Source organism: Dyella sp. RRB7 (genome assembly GCF_022761115.1).
In the GTDB taxonomy this organism is placed as follows: Bacteria; Pseudomonadota; Gammaproteobacteria; order Xanthomonadales; family Rhodanobacteraceae; genus Dyella.
The window spans coordinates 192,774-209,479 of record NZ_JAKWJS010000004.1 but is presented as its reverse complement, the minus strand read 5'-3'; the positions used below and the strand labels follow the sequence as shown (position 1 = coordinate 209,479).

Sequence of the window (16,706 nt, the reverse complement as noted above, 5' to 3'; positions counted from 1 at the left end):
TTTGCGCAACCGGGCTGATCGAAGATCAGTGGCTGGCCGTGGTGGCCGGCAGCGTGGCCTTGGCCGACTTCTTGGCGGACTTGCCGCCCGGCTGACCGTTGGTGGTGGTGTTCTTGTTCTTCTTGTGATGCTTGCCGGTAGAAGCACTGGCCGGCTGGGCCGAAGCCGACTTGGTCGCGGGCGCCGCCTGCGGGGCAGCGTCCTGAGCCAGCACGGAACCAGTAAGGGCAACACCCGCCACAAGCAGGGAAGCGATCGCGAACTTACGCATGTTGATTAGCCTCGAACGTCTGATGCCGCGGACCCGGCCGGAACCCGGCTGACACGGGTGGCGCGACAGCTAAAACATGGCATGTTTCAGCGCACTTCGAAACCGGGTTGATCATCGCCGGAAGCGAGATTCCCGCGCGGCGGAGCTTGACTTTGCAACTCCCTAACGCCGCTCGAAGCTTCTTGCGCTCAACCCAGACACGCGCGTAGCAGTTGTTCGATGGTCTGCTGCAACATGGCCGCCTTGGCTTCGTCGTAGGCGAAGCTGTCCTCGTCCATGTAGTTGAGCTGCGCAAGCTCCAGCTGCACCGCCTGCACGCCGGCCTGCGGGCGCCCGTAGTGGCGGGTGATATAGCCGCCCTTGAAGCGTCCGTTGACCACGAAGCTGTATCGGGACTGGCCTTCCAGGATGGACTGCAACTTCGCCTGCAACGCGGGCGTGCAACTGGCGCCATCGGCCGTGCCGAGGTTGAAGTCGGGCAACTGGCCTTCGAACAGCATGGGCACGCGACTGCGGATGGAATGCCCTTCCCACAGCACCACGCGGCCATGCTCGGCGAGCAGGCGATCAAGTTCTTGCGATAGCGCGCCATGATAAGGGCGCCAGAATTCGTTTACCCGCCGTTGAATTTCGTCCGCCGAAGGCTCGGCGCCATCGCGATAGAGCGGCTGCCCGTCGAAACCGATGGTTGAAACAAGGCCGGTTTCGCGCCGCCCCGGGTACAGCGCCTGACCGTCGGCTGGACGGTTGAGATCGATCACGTAACGCGACGCCACCGGCCGCAGCACGCTGGCACCCAGGGCGTCGGCCAGCGGCTGGTAGAGGCGGCCGACATGCCAATCGGTATCCACCGAGCGCTGCGCGGCCGGAAGCATACGGGCGCTGATCGCGTCGGGAATGGCACTGCCATCGTGCGGCAGGCTGATCAGTAGCGGCGCGGTGCCGCGATGCAGGGTGTAGGTGCTCATGAGGGAAGTCTAACGGTGTCGAGGTCTACGACATCAGCACCAGCTCCTCGGCGGAGCTGGGATGAATGGCCACTGTGTGGTCCAGGTCGCGCTTGCGCAGGCCCAGCTTCATCGCTACCGCGAAGCCCTGCAGCATTTCATCCGCGCCCAGGCCCAGCACGTGCATGCCTACTACTTGCTCGTCATCGCCGACGCAGATGATTTTCATCAGGCTCGGTGCCTTGCGACCCGCCACCGCCCACTGCAAGGGCGTGAAACGGGCGCGATGCACACGCAGCTGATCACCGTGGCGTTCGCGCGCCTGGGCCTCGGTGAGGCCCAGCTTCGCCATCGGCGGTTCGGCGAACACCACGCTGGGAATGTTCTCGTAGTCGAGGCGACTCTCCGGTTGCCCGCCGAACAGGCGATCGGCCAATCGCCGACTGGCAGCCACGGCCACCGGCGTGAGTGCCTGGCGCGCGGTGACGTCGCCTATCGCGGAAATGCCGGGGACGCTGCTGCTCTGCCAGGCATCGGTGACCACGTGGCCCTCTTCATCCACCTGCACGCCCGCAGCATCCAGGCCAAGCTGGTCGCTATTGGGTACCCTGCCGACGGCCCACAGCACCGCGTCATAAGGGCCGCAGCTGCTGTTCACGCCGTTGTCCAGCACCAGGCCATCCGTGCCGCGATGCAGGCCGCCCGCCACCACCTGACGGGTGATCTCGATGCCCTGCCCGCGGAGATGTTCTTCCAGCGCGTCCACCAGTTCCGCATCGAAACCCGACAGCAGGCGGTCGCGCACGTGCAACGTCACTTCACTGCCCAGCGCACGCAGCAGGCCGGCGAATTCCACGGCGATATAGCCGCCGCCGACGATGGCGATGCGCTGCGGCAAGGCCCGCAGGGCAAAGATATCGCTCGACACCATGCCCAGGTCGAAACCGGGTACGTCGAGCCGACGCGGCCGGCTGCCGGTGGCGATGATGATTTGTCTGGCGCGCAGTTCGCGGCCGCTGGAAGTCGCCACCGTATCCGGCGCGACAAAGCGGCCATGCTCGGCAAGCACCTGGATGCCGGCGTCGGCCAGCCGGCTCGCATAGCGTTCCCGAATGCCGCCGATATAGGCCTGCCGCAGCTGGCGGAAATGCTCCCAGTCGAGCGGCCCCGGCGTGGACGCGAAACCATAGTCCAGCGCCAGCCGTTGTCCCTGCGCCAGTTGCGCGGCAGACCACAGCGCCTTCTTGGGCACGCAGCCGACATTGACGCAGGTGCCGCCGAGCGCGCCGGGTTCCAGCAGGGCCACGCGCGCGCCATGGTGGGCAGCGCGCAGGGCCGCCGCCAGCCCGCCCGAGCCGCCGCCAAGTACGATCAGATCGAAGGTGTCGGCCATGCTTGTCTTCCTGGTGGCTGGCTAGCTTGCAGCTTGAGGGTTACACGCCGAAGCGTGCTGGCGCGTAAGGCGCGGGATCGATCATGGGAGTGCCGCCACGCAGCTGTGAAGCCACCAACTCGCCGGTGGCTGCCGACATGCTCACGCCGAGCATGCCGTGCGCCGTGGCATAGGTCAGGTTGGACCAGCGCGTACTGGGGCCGATGATCGGCACCTCGTCCACGCTCATCGGCCGCCAGCCCCACCACTCTTCCAGCAGTTGCGGCCCCTCGGGCTGGTACAGCCCATCGGCGGCACCGCGGCGCAGGGCATCCAGGCGGGTGCGATTGAGTCCTTCGGCATAACCGGAGAATTCCATGGTGCTGCCCAGGCGGAATCCGCTGTCCCAGGTGGTGACGCATACCGACGCCTCGCGCAGCACCAGCGCATGACGCGGCGCCAGCGTTGGGCGCGTGTAGGTGAGCGAATAGCCCTTGCCCGGCTGCATGGGCAGATGCAGGCCCAGCAGCTTGCCCATCAGGGGCGACCACGCGCCCAGCGCCATCACCACGCGGTCGCCGCGGAAGACGCCGCGCGTGGTGCGCACATGGTCGATGCGTCCGTCCTGGGTGCCGAAGTGATCGATGCGCGCGGCGGTCTCGATCGAGCCACCCAGCTCCACCACGCGTCGCGCCAACTCCGCCGCGTAGCGGTCGGGGCGCAGACGGGCGTCGCCCGGATGGAACAGGCCACCGACCACGCCGGGCTTCAGCGCCGGCTCCATCGCTTCCACCTCGTCGCCATGCAAGCGCTGGACTTCCACGCCGAGCCGATCGAGTACCTGCGCGTGATGGTGCTCATCCGCCTGCAGCGCGCGGTCGGTGCGGTAGACGTAGAGCACGCCGCCTTCGCCGAACTCGCAGTCGAGCCCCTCGTCCCTCACCAGCCCCGGCAACAGGGCGCGTGAGTGCTGCAGGATGGCCGAGCGCGCCTGCGCGGCTTGTTCGAAGTCGCGCCAGTTGCAGTGCCGGGCAAAACCCAGCAGCCAGCGCAGGCGGCGTCCATCGAAACGGGGATTGATATAAAGCGGCGCATCGGCGCGGAGCATCGAGCGCAACGCCACGCCAAGCATGCCGGGCATGGCCAGGGGCGGGGCATGGCTGGGGGTGATCGTTCCGCAATTGCCGTGCGAACTGCCGCAACCCGGGGTACCCTGCTCCAAAACCCGCACGGTAGCTCCGGACTTTCGCAGGTAGTAGGCACAGGCCAGGCCGACAACGCCGCCGCCAAGAATCAACACATCACTGCGTGAAGCATCCATGAGGCTATTCTAGCGTCGCTGTGCCCAACCCTCACCCTGGGGAGTGAGCGATGTACAGGTATGTGGCGAAGTCCGACAGGATAGTCAGCGCTTGGCGCATGGCGGCAGCCGGTGCCGTGGCCTGTGCCTTGGGCCTCTCACCGAATCTCAGGGCGGCGGGCCAGCAACATCCCGCCACGGCGTCTTCGGAGATGCAGGTCTCGCGCGACCTGTTCACCGAGACGGCGCACATCAAGAACGAACTGGCGCGCTACCTGTATCTGCGCGAAGTCATGCCGACCCTGACCCGGGCCGATCGCATGATCGACCAGCAGCTGCTGGCTTCCCTGGAGGACGAACTGGGCCTGTACGACGAGGCCATCATCGATTTCCCGTTCGACAACCGGGTGCAGACGCCGGTGCCCTTGCCCGCGCCCAACGACTGGCAGGCCAACGATGCGGCCGAGGAAATCGCCAAGCTGGCGACCAACCGCCGTATCGTGATGATCAATGAAGCGCACCACGATGCGCACACCCGCGAGCTCACGCTCGCCCTGCTGCCCAAGCTGCGGGCGGAAGGGTTTACCTATTTCGCCGCCGAGGCGCTCAACAACACCGACACCGGGCTGATGGCGCGCGGCTATCCCACCACCAGCTCGGGCAGCGAGTATCTGCACGAGCCACTGTATGGCGACATCATCCGCGAGGCGATCCGGCTGGGCTTCCAGGTGGTGGCCTACGAATCGGACGCCGATGCGCTGGCCGATCGCGAAGCCGGGCAGGCGCAACTGCTTTATCGCAAGGTGTTCGCCAAGGACCCCAAGGCGCGGCTGTTCGTGCATGCCGGCTACGCGCACATCGACAAGGCGCCGGGCAACCTCGGCGGCACCATCCAGCCCATGGCGATGCAGCTCAAGCAGCTCAGCGGGTTCGATCCGCTGTCCATCGACCAGACGCGCTGGCGCGACATCGGCCCGATGCCCAGCACCGACCTCTATCGACAGCTGATCGTGCAGTTTCCGGTGGACCGCCCTTCCGTCCTGGTCAGCCGGGAGAGCGGCAGCGTATGGACGTCGGACCCGTCGCGCCACGACGTCGATGTGGTGCTGCCCCCGGCCGGCCACCAACGCCGGCCGCACTGGCTCGGCCTGATCGGCGACGTACGCCAGGCCAGGGTGATCTCCAGCGAGATGTGCCAGCGCCAGCTGCCGTGCGTGGTCGAGGCGCGTTACGCCAGCGAGAGCGATGACGCCATCCCGGCCGACCGCTACGTGTTTCTCACCCAGGACAGCATGAACACCCTTTACCTGAGACCGGGGCAGTACAAGCTGACCGCCTGGGATCGGGACGGCCACAACTTGAGCCTGCGCAATCTCACCGTCGATCGACCCGGCTCATGAAAACGCGAGACCCCACCTCGCGTAGTCGCTAAGAACTTTCTTCCAACTTATTGATTTGCTAACCTCGGCCGCGACCCATGCCGAGGGGATGCATGATGTACCCGGGTGCCGCCGATCCGTCCTTATGCTCGCCAGCACCGTGGCGTGTTGCGCGCCATGTGCTGCTGGGCGTAACGGTCCTGTTGCTGGCCGCCTGCGCCAGCAGTGCCCGGCGGCCGGAGCCCACCTATAAGGATTCCCGCTCCTCGCTGGCTGACCTGCCGGCACGGGCGCCCTCGGGCAGCGCGGGTACCGCCAACGACGTGCTGTTCCGCGCCATTGCCCTGGTCGGCACGCCTTATCGCTGGGGCGGCAATACCCCCGATGGCGGTTTCGACTGCAGTGGGCTGGTCGATTACATCTATCGCAACGCAGCCGGCCTGATGCTGCCGCACAGCTCGCGCGAGATGTCGCAGATAAGCGGCCAGCGCGTCCGCACCATGACCGACCTGGTCAGTGGCGACCTGGTGTTCTTCGGCGGCAACGACGGCATCAGCCATGTGGGCGTCTACGTGGGCAAGGGCCGCTTCGTGCATGCCCCCAACAGCGGCGGCACGGTGCGCCTGGACGATATCGACGGCCCGTACTGGCGCGATCACTTCGCCTTCGGCAAACGCCTCCTAGACTGAGCCATGGCCCGAAAGGCGGCGGCTATCGTTGCCATTGGAAAATTGAATTGTACACAATTTAATTTTGCGCTTACCATTTACCCCATGAAACGGAAGCCCACCCCTGATCAACTGCTGCTGGACCAGCAACTGTGCTTTGCGCTGTACGCCGCCTCGCGCTCCTTTACCGGGCTCTACCGCCCGTTGCTGGAACCGCTGGGGCTGACCTACCCGCAATACCTGGTGATGCTGGTGCTATGGGAGCAGGACGGCCTCACCGTCCGCGAACTGGGCCAGCGCCTGCAGCTGGATTCGGGAACGCTCACGCCGTTGCTGAAACGGCTGCAGACGGCGGGGTTGATAAGCCGCCAGCGCCGCACCGAAGACGAGCGCGAAGTGGATATCCGGCTCACCGAAACAGGGCTTGCCCTGCGTGAACCGGCCAGCGCCATACCCGCCTGCATCGCCGGGCACCTGAATATGTCGCTAGGCCAGATGCAACAACTGCGTGATCAACTGAAACACCTTGCGCGGCAACTCCAACACTCCACCACCGAGGATTGACCCATGAGCATCAGCAACATTCTCTATACCGCCACCGCCACCGTCACCGGCGGCCGCGAAGGCCACGCCAAGAGCGACGACGGCGTGCTCGACCTGCAGTTGGTCGTGCCCAAGGGCCTGGGTGGCCCGGGCGGCGCCGGCAGCAATCCGGAACAGCTGTTCGCGGCCGGCTATGCGGCTTGCTTCGAGGGCGCCGTGCGCTTCGTCGCCCGCCAGAAGGGCGTCACCCTGAAGGACGCTTCGGTGACGGCGCATGTGGGCATCGGCCCGCGCGAACCGACCGGTTTCGGCATCGCCGTGAAGCTGGACGTCAGCCTGCCGGGCCTCGACCGTGCCGTGGCGCAGGAGCTGGTGGACGTGGCACATCGCGACATCTGCCCGTACTCGCACGCCACGCGCGGCAATGTGGATGTGCAGATCACGCTGGTGTGAGCTGACCCGCAGGGACAGAAACGACAACGGCGCCGTGAGGCGCCGTTGTCGCGTTGCATGAAGGGTTCAGTGAGCCTCAGCGCCCGGGGGATGGGCGTGGCCGTGCTGGATCTCTTCCTCGGTGCCTTCGCGCACTTCGTTGAGGGTGACATCGAAGTTCAGCGTCTTGCCGGCCATCGGGTGGTTGAGGTCCACGTCGACCGTGGTCATGCCCACTTTCTGCACCACCACCACGCGGTGACCGCCTTCCTTCAGCGCCAGCACCGTGGTCATGCCCGGCTTGAGCTTGGCGGCCTGCTGGAAGTACTTCTTCGGCACGCGCTGGACCATGCCTTCCTGGCGCTCGCCGTAGCCTTCGGCCGGGGCCACCTCGACCTGCAGGCTGTCGCCCGCGACGTGGTCTTCCAGGGCCTTTTCCAGGCCGGGGATCAGCTGGCCATGGCCCAGCAGCACCCACAGCGGCTCGTTGCGATCGAGGGAGCTCTCGACCTTTTCACCGTCCACCGTCAGCGTGTAGTGGAGCGAGATGACCTTGTCCTTGCCAGCCTTCATTGCATGTCTCGTGATGGATCAAAACGGGGATTCTAGCAGTCCATCCGGCTAGCCGCCCGCCTTGGCGGCTGCCCGCCCGAAGCGCACGCCATGGGCCTCGGGCCCCAGCCAGGCCAGCCCGGCCAGCAGCACCGCCACCACGGCGATCCACAGCGACATGGCAAAGGCCAGGTCGCCGCCATGCCGCTGGGCGATCCACAGCTGGGCGTTGGCGGTGACCGCCGCCAGCAGGTTGCCGGTCTGGTAGGCAAAACCGGGCAGCGTGCCGCGCACCTCGTCGGGCGACAGCTCGTTCAGGTGGGTCGGCACCACGCCCCAGGCCCCCTGCACCATCACCTGGATCAGGAACGCCCCCAGCGCAAGCAGCAGCAGGGAACCGCCGTGGGTCCACAGCGGGATCACCGGTATCGCCAGCAGCGCGGCCAGGATGATGGCCCGGCGCCGGCCGATGCGCTCGGACAGCGCGCCGAAGAACAGGCCGCCCACCAGCGCGCCCAGGTTGAGCATGGCCACCAGCATGAAGGCCGCGCCGGAGCCGGTGGGCAGGTGCAGGCTCACTTCCTCGAAGGTGTGGTACAGGTCCTGCGAGCCGTGGCTGAACATGTTGAACGCCATCATCAGCAGCATCAGGTAGATGGCGAGCTTCCAGCGGCCGCGCATGGCCTCGAACAGGCCGCGCTTCTGGCGTACGGCCTGCCCTTGCCGCCATACCTCCGACTCGGGCACGGTGCGGCGGATATACAGCACCAGCAGCGCCGGCACGGCGCCGACCACGAACAGGCCGCGCCAGCCGATGTGGTCGATCAGCAGCCAGTTGGCCAGCGCGCCCAGGAAGAAGCCGCATGGGTAACCACTCTGCAGCAGGCCGGAGACCAGGCCGCGCGCCTTCGGCGGAATCGACTCCATCGCCAGCGAGGCGCCAATGCCCCATTCGCCGCCCATCGCCACGCCAAACAGGAAGCGCAGCACCAGCAACATGGTGAGCGAGGTGGAAAACGCGGTGGCCAGTTCGAACAGCGAGAACAGGATCACGTCGAGCATCAGGATCGGCCGCCGGCCGTAGCGATCCGCCAGCCGCCCGAACAGCAGGGCGCCGAGGGGACGTGCGGCCAGCGTCAGGAACAGGCCGTAGGTGACATCCTGCTTGTCGGCATGAAACTCCTGCGCCACCGCCACGATCACGAAGGTAAGCAGGAAATAATCGAACGCATCCAGTGTCCAGCCCAGGAAGCTGGCCAGCACGGTATGACGCTGGGTGGTACTGAGCTCCCGCAAGGGCGCGAACGGCGACATGTGCAGCTCCATCACGATGATCGTGTCCGCCCGCGCGGCACGCTGGGCGCCAAGCGAACCATCATGACCGTTGCGACGCAAGAGCGACCATGGGCGCGGATAGCGCCATGCCGGCCCCCATACCGGGCTTCACGCCGCACAGTCATGGCGTCGGCTGACATGGCGACCATGGATGTCACCGCCCATCGACGCATTGCCGCGTCTTACGATCACCGGCTCCAGCGCCGCTACGTCATGCGCAAGCTCACTAGGGACCCCGCGTATGCCGCCACTGCCGAACTGATCGCCGAGCGCCCGATGCCGTTGTTCGATATCGGCTGCGGCATCGGCCTGCTGGGGCAGTACCTGCACGCGTGCGGCGTCACCGCGCCTTACCTGGGCGTGGATCACGACCCGCGCAAGATCGAGGCCGGCCTGCGCGCGCTGCGCCGGTCGGGACTGGAAGGGACGCTGCGGCTGCTCCAGGGCGATGGCGCCGTCGCGCAGGCGTGCCACGGCCATGTCGCATTGATCGACGTGCTGCACTACCTGCCCAAGGCGGGCCAGCGCGCCGTGCTGGAGAACGCCGTCGCGCACCTCGCCCCACGGGGCCGGCTGATCGTGCGCAACGTGCTGCGCGAATCGAGCTGGCGCTTCCACCTCACACGCGTATCGGAGTTTTTCCTGCGCATCAGCGGCTGGATGAGCGTTGGGGCGCAGCACTATCCCAGCGCCGCCGAGTTGCGTGCCACCCTGGAAGCGGCAGGGCTGCAGGTGAGCATACGGCCACTCCACGGCGACATGCTGTTCGACAGCTATCTGGTGGTGGCCCAGCGCCCGCCCTGAACGGCAGGCACAAGCCAGCAGGCGCGGGCGCCCCGATTGCGCTATACTGCGCGGCACGGCATCTCGCCGTCCCTCCCTCATTGAATACTGCAACGCGGTTCGAAGAACGCTCCGGGTTGCTCAGGAGCTTCCATGTCTTTCGAATCGCTGGGCCTTGCGCCCGCGTTGTTGCGCGCGCTTGCCGATCAAGGCTACGCCACCCCCACTCCCATCCAGGCCGCGGCCATTCCGATCGTGCTCGAAGGTGGCGACCTGCTGGCCGCCGCACAGACCGGCACCGGCAAGACGGCCGCGTTCGCGCTGCCGCTGCTGCAGCACCTTTCCAACGCCGGCGCCACGCAGACGCGCCGTCCGCGCGCCCTGGTGCTTACCCCGACCCGCGAGCTGGCTGCCCAGGTGCATGACAACCTGCGCGACTACGGCAAGCACATGCGCATCAGCAGCACCACCATCTTCGGTGGCGTCAGCATGGGCCCGCAGATGCAGGCGCTGCGTCGTGGCGTCGATGTCGTCATCGCCACCCCGGGCCGCCTGATCGACCACATGCAGCAGCGTTCGATCGACCTGTCCGGCGTGGAAGTGCTGGTGCTGGACGAAGCCGACCGCATGCTCGACATGGGCTTCCTGCCGGCGCTCAAGCGCATCCTGGCCGCCGTGCCGCGCCAGCGCCAGACGCTGCTGTTCTCGGCCACCTTCGCGCCGCCGATCAAGGCGCTGGCGATGCAGTTCATGCATCAGCCGCGCGAAGTGTCGGTGACGCCGGCCAACTCGGTGGCCACCACGGTGACGCATCACGTGCATCCGGTCGACGCCGCCAAGAAGCGCGACCTGCTGCTGCATGTGCTGTCGCAGGACAGCCGCCGCCAGACGCTGGTGTTCAGCCGCACCAAGCACGGCGCCGACAAGCTGGTGAAGTCGCTGGAAATGGCCGGCCTGCGCGCCGCCGCCATCCACGGCAACAAGAGCCAGAATGCGCGTACCCGTGCGCTCAGCGATTTCAAGACCAATCGCATCACGGTGCTGGTGGCGACCGATATCGCCGCGCGCGGCATCGACATCGACCAGTTGCCGATCGTGATCAACTTCGATCTGCCGATGGTGGCCGAAGACTACGTGCACCGCATCGGCCGCACCGGTCGCGCCGGCGCCGACGGCATGGCGGTGTCGCTGGTGAGCCATGAGGAAGCCGGCCTGCTGCGCGACATCCGCAAGCTGCTCAAGCAGGACATCGCCATCAGCGACGTGCCCGGCTTCGAGCCGTCGCATCCGCTGCGTACCGATGCCGCCGCACCGAAGCCGGTGCAGGGCCAGCGCCAGGCACGTCCGCCGCAGCGCCAGGGCAAGCCGTCGTCGTCGCATCGTCCGCATGGCCATGGCTATGGCCAGTCGCAGGGCGGCGATCGCCCGGTCGAAGGCAACCGCAATCGCCAGCGCAGCCGTCGTCCGGCCGCCAAGGCCTGATGCACCGCCCTTCCCTCTGGGCCTGATTTGGCGCCGGATCTCGGCCGGGCGCTTTGCTTGTCATTCCCGTGAAAGCGGGGATGACGGCGTGCCGGCCGAAACACGACGCTAACCGGGCACCGGGGGAGGGAAATCAGTCCGCGCGAATGCGTGAGGTGAGGACGTGGTCCTCCCACACGCCGGCAATCTGCAGGTAGCGCCTGGCATAGCCTTCGCGCTCGAAGCCCAATCGTTCCAGCAGGCGCCCGCTGCGTTCGTTGCGCGGCATGTAGTTGGCCATCACGCGGTGCAGGCCCAACTCGGTGAAAGCCCACTGCAACGCCCCATCCAGTGCTTCCTGCATCAGTCCCTGCCCTTGCCGGTGCGCGGCGATGCTGTAGCCCAGATGGCTGGCCTGGAACGCACCGCGCACGACATTGGCGAAGGTGAAGCAGGCGATGATCTCGCTTCCCGCCAGGTCCAGCACGAAGAACGGGTAAGCCCGATCGAAACGGATCGCCGCGCGCGATTCGGCCAGTGTCTGCACGCAATGCGCCAGGGTGTAGTACGACGCCTCGCGCAGCGGCTCCCACGGCGCCAGGTGCTCGCGGTTCTGTTCGCGATAGTGCAGCAGGTACGAGGCGTCCGAGGCATCCGCCAGGCGGACCAGGCATCGTGCCGTGGTGATCGGATGAAACACGCTCACAGGCGACCCAACGCCCTGGCGTGATGGCGCAGATGGTCATCGATAAAGCTGGCGATGAAGTAGTAGCTGTGGTCGTAACCGGCATGCCGGCGCAGCAGCAGCGACTGCCCGCCTTCGGCACAGGCCTGGTCGAACAGTTCGGGCTTGAGCTGGGCGGCGAGGAAACCATCGGCCTCGCCCTGGTCGATCAGGATGGTGCCGTCGAAGCCGCCCCGCCGCACCAGTTCGCAGGCGTCGTAGTCCGCCCACGCCGCCGGGTCGCCGCCCAGATAACGCGGCAGCGCCTTCTGCCCCCACGGCACCTGCGTGGGCGCGACGATCGGCGCAAACGCGGATACCGAGCGGTATTGCTGCGGATGACGCAACGCGATGGTCAACGCGCCATGCCCGCCCATCGAGTGGCCGGTGATGCCGCTGCGCTCGCGATCCACCGGAAAGTGCCGCGCCAACAGCGCCGGCAATTCCTTGGCGACATAACTGTGCATGCGAAAGCGCGATGACCAGGGCGCTTGCGTGGCATCCACGTAGAAACCCGCGCCCTCGCCAAATTCCCAGTCACCGGTGGCGCCGTCGAAGCCGGTATGGCGCGGGCTGGTGTCGGGCATCACCAGGATCAGCCCCAGCTCGGCGGCGAGGCGCTGCGCGCCGGCCTTGATGGTGGCCGTCTCCTCCGTGCAGGTAAGGCCGGCCAGGAAGTACAGCACGGGACAGACTTCATGCGCCGCCTGCGGCGGCTGGTAGAGCGCAAAGCGCATCGGCCCGCCACAGCTTTCCGACTGATGCCGGTAGAACCCTTGCACGCCGTCGTGGCAGCGCTGTTCGGAGATCGTTTCGATCTCTGTCATGGCCGTTCTCCCTGTCATGGCACAAACGACGATGATAGAGGCAGCGGCTGAACTCAGCGTTCCTGATCCGTGGGACGGATCAACACTTCGTTGATGTTGACGTGGGCGGGACGCGACACGCAGAACACGATGGCATCGGCCACGTCGCTGCCTTGCAGTTGGCGCATGCCTTCGGCCCAGGCATTGGTGGCGGCCTGCACCTGCGGGTCGCCGATATGTTCGCGCAGCTCGGTCTCCACCACGCCCGGCTCGATCACCGTGACGCGGATGTTGTGCTGGTAGACCTCGCGCCGCAGCCCCTCGGAGAAACCCACCACGCCGAACTTGGTGGCCGCATAGCCGGCCGCGTTCGGGTTGGCGACGCGCCCCGCCGTGGAGGCGATGTTCACGATATGGCCGTCCCGTCGCGCACGCATGCCCGGCAGCGCCGCCTGGGTGGCCGCGATCAGGCCAAGCACGTTGAGTTCCAGCATATGGCGCCAACGACCCAGGTCGGCCTCGGCCACCGGCTCCAGGTACATCACGCCGGCGTTGTTCACCAGGATATCCAGCCGGCCGTAGCGCGCCTCCGTCTCGGTCACCACGCGCCGGGCCTCGGCCTCGGAACTCAGGTCGGCCACCAGCACGGTCGGCGCGGCGCCCAGCGCCTGCAGTTTCGTCGCCAGGGCTTCCAGCCGGTCGCGCCGCCGGGCGACGATCGCCACGCTGGCGCCCTCCTCGGCCAATGCCAGCGCAGTGGCCTCGCCAATGCCGGAAGAAGCGCCGGTGACCAGCGCAACACGACCCTGAAGACGTCGAGACATGGGTTTTCCTCTCCTAGGGGGGATCGAGGCTGAACAAAAAGCCCGGCTTATGCGGGGCAGCCTGTTACAATAGCCCCATTCTCCCGCATGCCGCTGTGCATGCCATGTCGAGGTTCCCCCATGTCCTCCCCGTCTTCCGATTCCCAGCCGGCAGCCGTCGGCTTTGCCGCGCTTGGCCTGCAACCCGAAGTGCTGCGCGCGTTGTCCGATGTCGGCTATGAATCGCCATCACCCATTCAGGCCGCCACCATTCCCCCGCTGCTGGAAGGGCGCGACGTGCTCGGCCAGGCGCAGACCGGCACCGGCAAGACCGCCGCGTTCGCGCTGCCGATCCTCTCGCGCATCGACCTCAAGCCCGGCAAGCCGCAGGCGCTGGTGCTGGCACCCACGCGCGAATTGGCCATCCAGGTGGCCGAAGCGTTCCAGCGCTATGCCGCCCATATGCCCGGCCTGCAGGTGCTGCCGATCTACGGCGGCCAGAGCTATGGCCCGCAGTTGCACTCGCTCAAGCGCGGCGTGCAGATCGTGGTGGGCACGCCCGGCCGCGTGATCGACCATCTTGAGCGCGGCACGCTGGATCTGTCCGAGCTGCGTTTCCTGGTGCTCGACGAAGCCGACGAAATGCTGCGCATGGGCTTTATCGACGACGTGGAAAAAGTGCTGCAGGCCACGCCGCCGCAGCGCCAGGTGGCGCTGTTTTCCGCCACCATGCCGGCGCCGATCCGCAAGATCGCGCAGCATCATTTGAAGGAGCCGGTGGAGGTGACGATCAAGTCGTCCACCACCACCGCCGCCAACATCCGCCAGCGCTACTGGTTCGTCAGCGGCATGCACAAGCTCGACGCGATGACGCGCATCCTCGAAGCCGAGCCGTTCGACGCGATGATCATCTTCGCGCGCACCAAGCAGGCCACCGAGGAACTGGCCGAGAAGCTGCAGGCACGGGGCCTCGCCGCCGCGGCGATCAACGGCGACATCGCCCAGCCGCAGCGCGAGCGCGTGATCCAGCAGCTCAAGGAAGGCAAGCTCGACATCCTGGTGGCCACCGACGTGGCCGCGCGTGGCCTGGACGTGGACCGCATCAGCCACGTGATGAACTACGACATTCCGTACGATACCGAAAGCTACGTGCACCGCATCGGCCGCACCGGCCGCGCGGGCCGCAGCGGCGAGGCGATCCTGTTCGTGACGCCGCGCGAGAAGGGCATGCTGCGCGCGATCGAACGCGCCACCCGCCAGCCCATCGAGGAGATGAAGCTGCCGACCGTGGAAGCGGTCAACGACGTGCGTATCGGCAAGTTCAAGCAGCGCATCAGCGACACGCTGGCGGTCGGCGAGCTGGAGCTGTTCCAGCAGTTGATCGAACAGTACGAGCAGGAACACAACATTCCCGCCATCGAGATCGCCGCTGCGCTGGCGCGTATCGCCCAGGGCAACCAGCCCCTGCTGCTGACGCCGCCGCCCAAGCGCGAGTTCGCGCCGCGTGAGCACGCCCCGCGCGAGCATGCCGACGCCCGTCACGCCGCACGCGAACACAAGCCGCGCGATCGTGACAGCGCCCCGCGCGAGTTCGTCGCCCGCCCGGTGCGCCCGCACCACACCGAGGAAGGCAAGCGCACCTACCGCATCGAAGTGGGCCATGAGCACGGCGTGAAGCCGGGCAACATCATCGGCGCGATCGCCAACGAGGCGGGCCTGGAGAGCGGCTTCATCGGACGCCTCAGCATCCGCGGCGAATACAGCCTGATCGACCTGCCCGATGGCATGCCGGCGGAAGTGTTCCAGCACCTGCAGAAGGTGTGGGTAAGCCAGCAGCAGCTGCGCATCAAGGAATGGGACGGTGACGACAGCGGCGCCAACGAGGCCCCGTCGCGCAAGCCCGGTGGCTATCGTCCTGGCGGCTTCAAGAAGCCGCACGGCGGCAAGCCGCGTCCACACGGCACGGGCAGCAGCGGTGGCAAGCCGCCGCGCCGCGCCAAGTAACACCCCAGCGGTACAACCCGTCATTCCGGCGCACCCGGAATGACGGGAGGCGTGACCATCGTTCGACTGGCGTGACGCATCGTTCACCGCGCGCACGCTGCAATTTCGCGCCGAGCCCATACCCTAGGGCGGTCCCCCGAGGTAACCGCCATGACCGCCCTGCCCAGCCTGTACATCTCCCACGGCTCACCGATGACCGCGATCCAGCCGCGGCAGGTGGGCGAGCGCCTGGCTGAACTGGCACGCGCGCTACCGCGCCCCAAGGCCATCGTGATCGCTTCCGCGCACTGGCTGGCCCGTGAGCCGCAGGTGGGCGGCGCCACGCGACCCGAGACGATCCACGATTTCTACGGCTTCCCGCAGGCGCTGTTCGAGATCCAGTACCCCGCCAAGGGCGACCCGGCGCTGGCCGCACGCGTCACCGAGCTGCTCGACCAGGCAGGGCTGCCCACCACGCTCGATCCCACCCATGGACTCGACCACGGCGCCTGGGTGCCGCTACGCCTGCTCTACCCGGCCGCCGATATCCCGGTGGTGCCGCTGTCGATCCAGCCCCAACTGGGACCGGCGCACCAGTATGCGGTGGGTCGTGCGCTGGCGCCGCTGCGTGACGAAGGCGTGCTGGTGATCGGCTCGGGCAGCATCACCCACAACCTGCACGATTTCCGCGCCGGCTACAGCGAGGAACGCGAGGCGCCCTACGTGCGTCCCTTCATCGAGTGGATCGAGCGCAAGCTGGCCGAAGGTGACGTAACCGCCCTGCTCGACTACCGCCGCCAGGCGCCGTCCGCCGAGCGCGCGCACCCCACCGACGAACACCTGCTGCCGTTGTTCGTGGCGCTGGGCGCCGCGGGCGAGTCGGCCCAGGCGCAGCGCATCAATGCCGGTATCGAGTACGGCCTGCTCGCGATGGATATCTACCGCTTCGACAGCAAGGCCCGCTGAGCGATCAACCCGCGCCTTCGGATGACGGGCCCAGGCCAAGCCAGTCATCGGGCGTGAGCGGGGCCATGGCATGCGCGATGCGCGCCTTGTCGCATTGCGGACTGGCCGCACCGAACTCCCACGACGGTTGCACCTCGCGGCACACCGAGGGCCGCTGCTCGTAGATACCGCAATGGGCCGCCTCGCCTACCGTGCCCACCAGCGCGGTGCAGCGCGGCCGGGAGGCTTGCGTGCCGCGCATCACCAGGCGATGCGGGTCGAGTGTCTCGGTCAAGGCCGGCGGCACCACGCCGCCCAGGGCGGCATCCGCCTCGGACCAGTGGAAGGCCACGCGAAAATAGGCGCAGCAGGCGCCGCAACGCAGACACGGATGCAACATCG

At 67.1% G+C, this 16,706-nt stretch carries 18 protein-coding genes; 8 read left to right on the top strand and 10 right to left on the bottom strand.

Going from position 1 to position 16,706, the window contains the following annotated elements:
• Nucleotides 1–25: 25 nt before the first annotated feature.
• The 4 genes from MJ606_RS12015 to MJ606_RS12000 all read right to left on the bottom strand — a co-directional run bounded on the left by MJ606_RS12015 (nucleotide 26) and on the right by MJ606_RS12000 (nucleotide 3,911).
• Nucleotides 26–271 carry a hypothetical protein gene (locus MJ606_RS12015; protein ID WP_243049753.1) on the bottom strand — a complete coding sequence of 82 codons (246 nt, stop codon included), beginning with the start codon at nucleotides 269–271 and terminating at the stop codon, nucleotides 26–28.
• 188 nt (nucleotides 272–459) lie between these two features.
• The gene (hutG, locus tag MJ606_RS12010) at nucleotides 460–1,239 is read right to left on the bottom strand and encodes an N-formylglutamate deformylase (RefSeq protein ID WP_243049752.1); all 780 of its coding nucleotides are present in this window, start codon (nucleotides 1,237–1,239) and stop codon (nucleotides 460–462) included.
• 25 nt (nucleotides 1,240–1,264) lie between these two features.
• A complete protein-coding gene (gene gorA / locus MJ606_RS12005; protein WP_243049751.1) occupies nucleotides 1,265–2,611 on the bottom strand; it encodes a glutathione-disulfide reductase in 1,347 nt (448 codons plus the stop codon).
• Nucleotides 2,612–2,651: 40 nt separating this feature from the next.
• Nucleotides 2,652–3,911, bottom strand: a complete 1,260-nt coding sequence (locus MJ606_RS12000) for an FAD-dependent oxidoreductase (protein WP_243049750.1) — start codon at nucleotides 3,909–3,911, stop codon at nucleotides 2,652–2,654.
• Nucleotides 3,912–4,009: 98 nt separating this feature from the next.
• On the opposite strand from MJ606_RS12000, the gene MJ606_RS11995 reads away from it, so the two are divergent.
• From MJ606_RS11995 to MJ606_RS11980, 4 genes are all read left to right on the top strand, one after another.
• Nucleotides 4,010–5,290: a hypothetical protein gene (locus MJ606_RS11995; RefSeq protein WP_243049749.1), complete on the top strand. Its 1,281-nt coding sequence runs from the start codon at nucleotides 4,010–4,012 to the stop codon at nucleotides 5,288–5,290.
• A 95-nt stretch (nucleotides 5,291–5,385) separates the two neighbouring features.
• Nucleotides 5,386–5,958 (top strand): C40 family peptidase, encoded by a 573-nt coding sequence (locus MJ606_RS11990; protein WP_243049864.1) that lies wholly within the window; start codon nucleotides 5,386–5,388, stop codon nucleotides 5,956–5,958.
• An 84-nt stretch (nucleotides 5,959–6,042) separates the two neighbouring features.
• Nucleotides 6,043–6,501 (top strand): MarR family transcriptional regulator, encoded by a 459-nt coding sequence (locus tag MJ606_RS11985; protein ID WP_243049748.1) that lies wholly within the window; start codon nucleotides 6,043–6,045, stop codon nucleotides 6,499–6,501.
• 3 nt (nucleotides 6,502–6,504) lie between these two features.
• The gene (locus MJ606_RS11980; protein WP_243049747.1) at nucleotides 6,505–6,933 is read left to right on the top strand and encodes an organic hydroperoxide resistance protein; all 429 of its coding nucleotides are present in this window, start codon (nucleotides 6,505–6,507) and stop codon (nucleotides 6,931–6,933) included.
• Between the two features lie 66 nt (nucleotides 6,934–6,999).
• On the opposite strand, the gene MJ606_RS11975 is transcribed toward MJ606_RS11980, so the two are convergent.
• Both MJ606_RS11975 and MJ606_RS11970 read right to left on the bottom strand, forming a co-directional pair.
• Complete coding sequence (locus MJ606_RS11975; protein WP_243049746.1) at nucleotides 7,000–7,485, bottom strand: peptidylprolyl isomerase; 486 nt, start codon at nucleotides 7,483–7,485, stop codon at nucleotides 7,000–7,002.
• A gap of 48 nt (nucleotides 7,486–7,533) precedes the next feature.
• On the bottom strand, nucleotides 7,534–8,778 hold the full coding sequence (locus tag MJ606_RS11970) for an MFS transporter (RefSeq protein ID WP_243049863.1): 1,245 nt from the start codon (nucleotides 8,776–8,778) through the stop codon (nucleotides 7,534–7,536).
• A 159-nt stretch (nucleotides 8,779–8,937) separates the two neighbouring features.
• Here MJ606_RS11970 and MJ606_RS11965 point away from each other — a divergent pair, with 159 nt between their 5' ends.
• Together MJ606_RS11965 and MJ606_RS11960 are read left to right on the top strand one after the other, a co-directional pair.
• Complete coding sequence (locus MJ606_RS11965) at nucleotides 8,938–9,603, top strand: class I SAM-dependent methyltransferase (RefSeq protein WP_243049745.1); 666 nt, start codon at nucleotides 8,938–8,940, stop codon at nucleotides 9,601–9,603.
• A 132-nt stretch (nucleotides 9,604–9,735) separates the two neighbouring features.
• Nucleotides 9,736–11,064 carry a DEAD/DEAH box helicase gene (locus MJ606_RS11960; protein ID WP_243049744.1) on the top strand — a complete coding sequence of 443 codons (1,329 nt, stop codon included), beginning with the start codon at nucleotides 9,736–9,738 and terminating at the stop codon, nucleotides 11,062–11,064.
• A 133-nt stretch (nucleotides 11,065–11,197) separates the two neighbouring features.
• On the opposite strand, the gene MJ606_RS11955 is transcribed toward MJ606_RS11960, so the two are convergent.
• The 3 genes from MJ606_RS11955 to MJ606_RS11945 are packed head-to-tail and all read right to left on the bottom strand — an operon-like array spanning nucleotide 11,198 to nucleotide 13,397.
• Nucleotides 11,198–11,749 carry a GNAT family N-acetyltransferase gene (locus tag MJ606_RS11955; RefSeq protein WP_243049743.1) on the bottom strand — a complete coding sequence of 184 codons (552 nt, stop codon included), beginning with the start codon at nucleotides 11,747–11,749 and terminating at the stop codon, nucleotides 11,198–11,200.
• Complete coding sequence (fghA, locus tag MJ606_RS11950) at nucleotides 11,746–12,594, bottom strand: S-formylglutathione hydrolase (protein ID WP_279236813.1); 849 nt, start codon at nucleotides 12,592–12,594, stop codon at nucleotides 11,746–11,748. Before fghA ends, MJ606_RS11955 begins: the two co-directional genes overlap by 4 nt.
• A gap of 53 nt (nucleotides 12,595–12,647) precedes the next feature.
• Entirely contained in the window at nucleotides 12,648–13,397 is a 750-nt protein-coding gene (locus tag MJ606_RS11945; RefSeq protein WP_243049742.1) for an SDR family NAD(P)-dependent oxidoreductase, read from the bottom strand.
• A gap of 120 nt (nucleotides 13,398–13,517) precedes the next feature.
• Between MJ606_RS11945 and MJ606_RS11940 the strand changes: the two genes are divergently transcribed.
• Together MJ606_RS11940 and MJ606_RS11935 are read left to right on the top strand one after the other, a co-directional pair.
• On the top strand, nucleotides 13,518–15,380 hold the full coding sequence (locus MJ606_RS11940) for a DEAD/DEAH box helicase (protein WP_243049741.1): 1,863 nt from the start codon (nucleotides 13,518–13,520) through the stop codon (nucleotides 15,378–15,380).
• Between the two features lie 150 nt (nucleotides 15,381–15,530).
• Nucleotides 15,531–16,325 (top strand): class III extradiol ring-cleavage dioxygenase, encoded by a 795-nt coding sequence (locus MJ606_RS11935; RefSeq protein ID WP_243049740.1) that lies wholly within the window; start codon nucleotides 15,531–15,533, stop codon nucleotides 16,323–16,325.
• Nucleotides 16,326–16,329: 4 nt separating this feature from the next.
• Here the strand turns inward: MJ606_RS11935 and MJ606_RS11930 are convergent, their stop codons facing one another.
• Entirely contained in the window at nucleotides 16,330–16,704 is a 375-nt protein-coding gene (locus tag MJ606_RS11930) for a YkgJ family cysteine cluster protein (protein WP_243049739.1), read from the bottom strand.
• Between the last annotated feature and the right edge of the window lie 2 nt (nucleotides 16,705–16,706).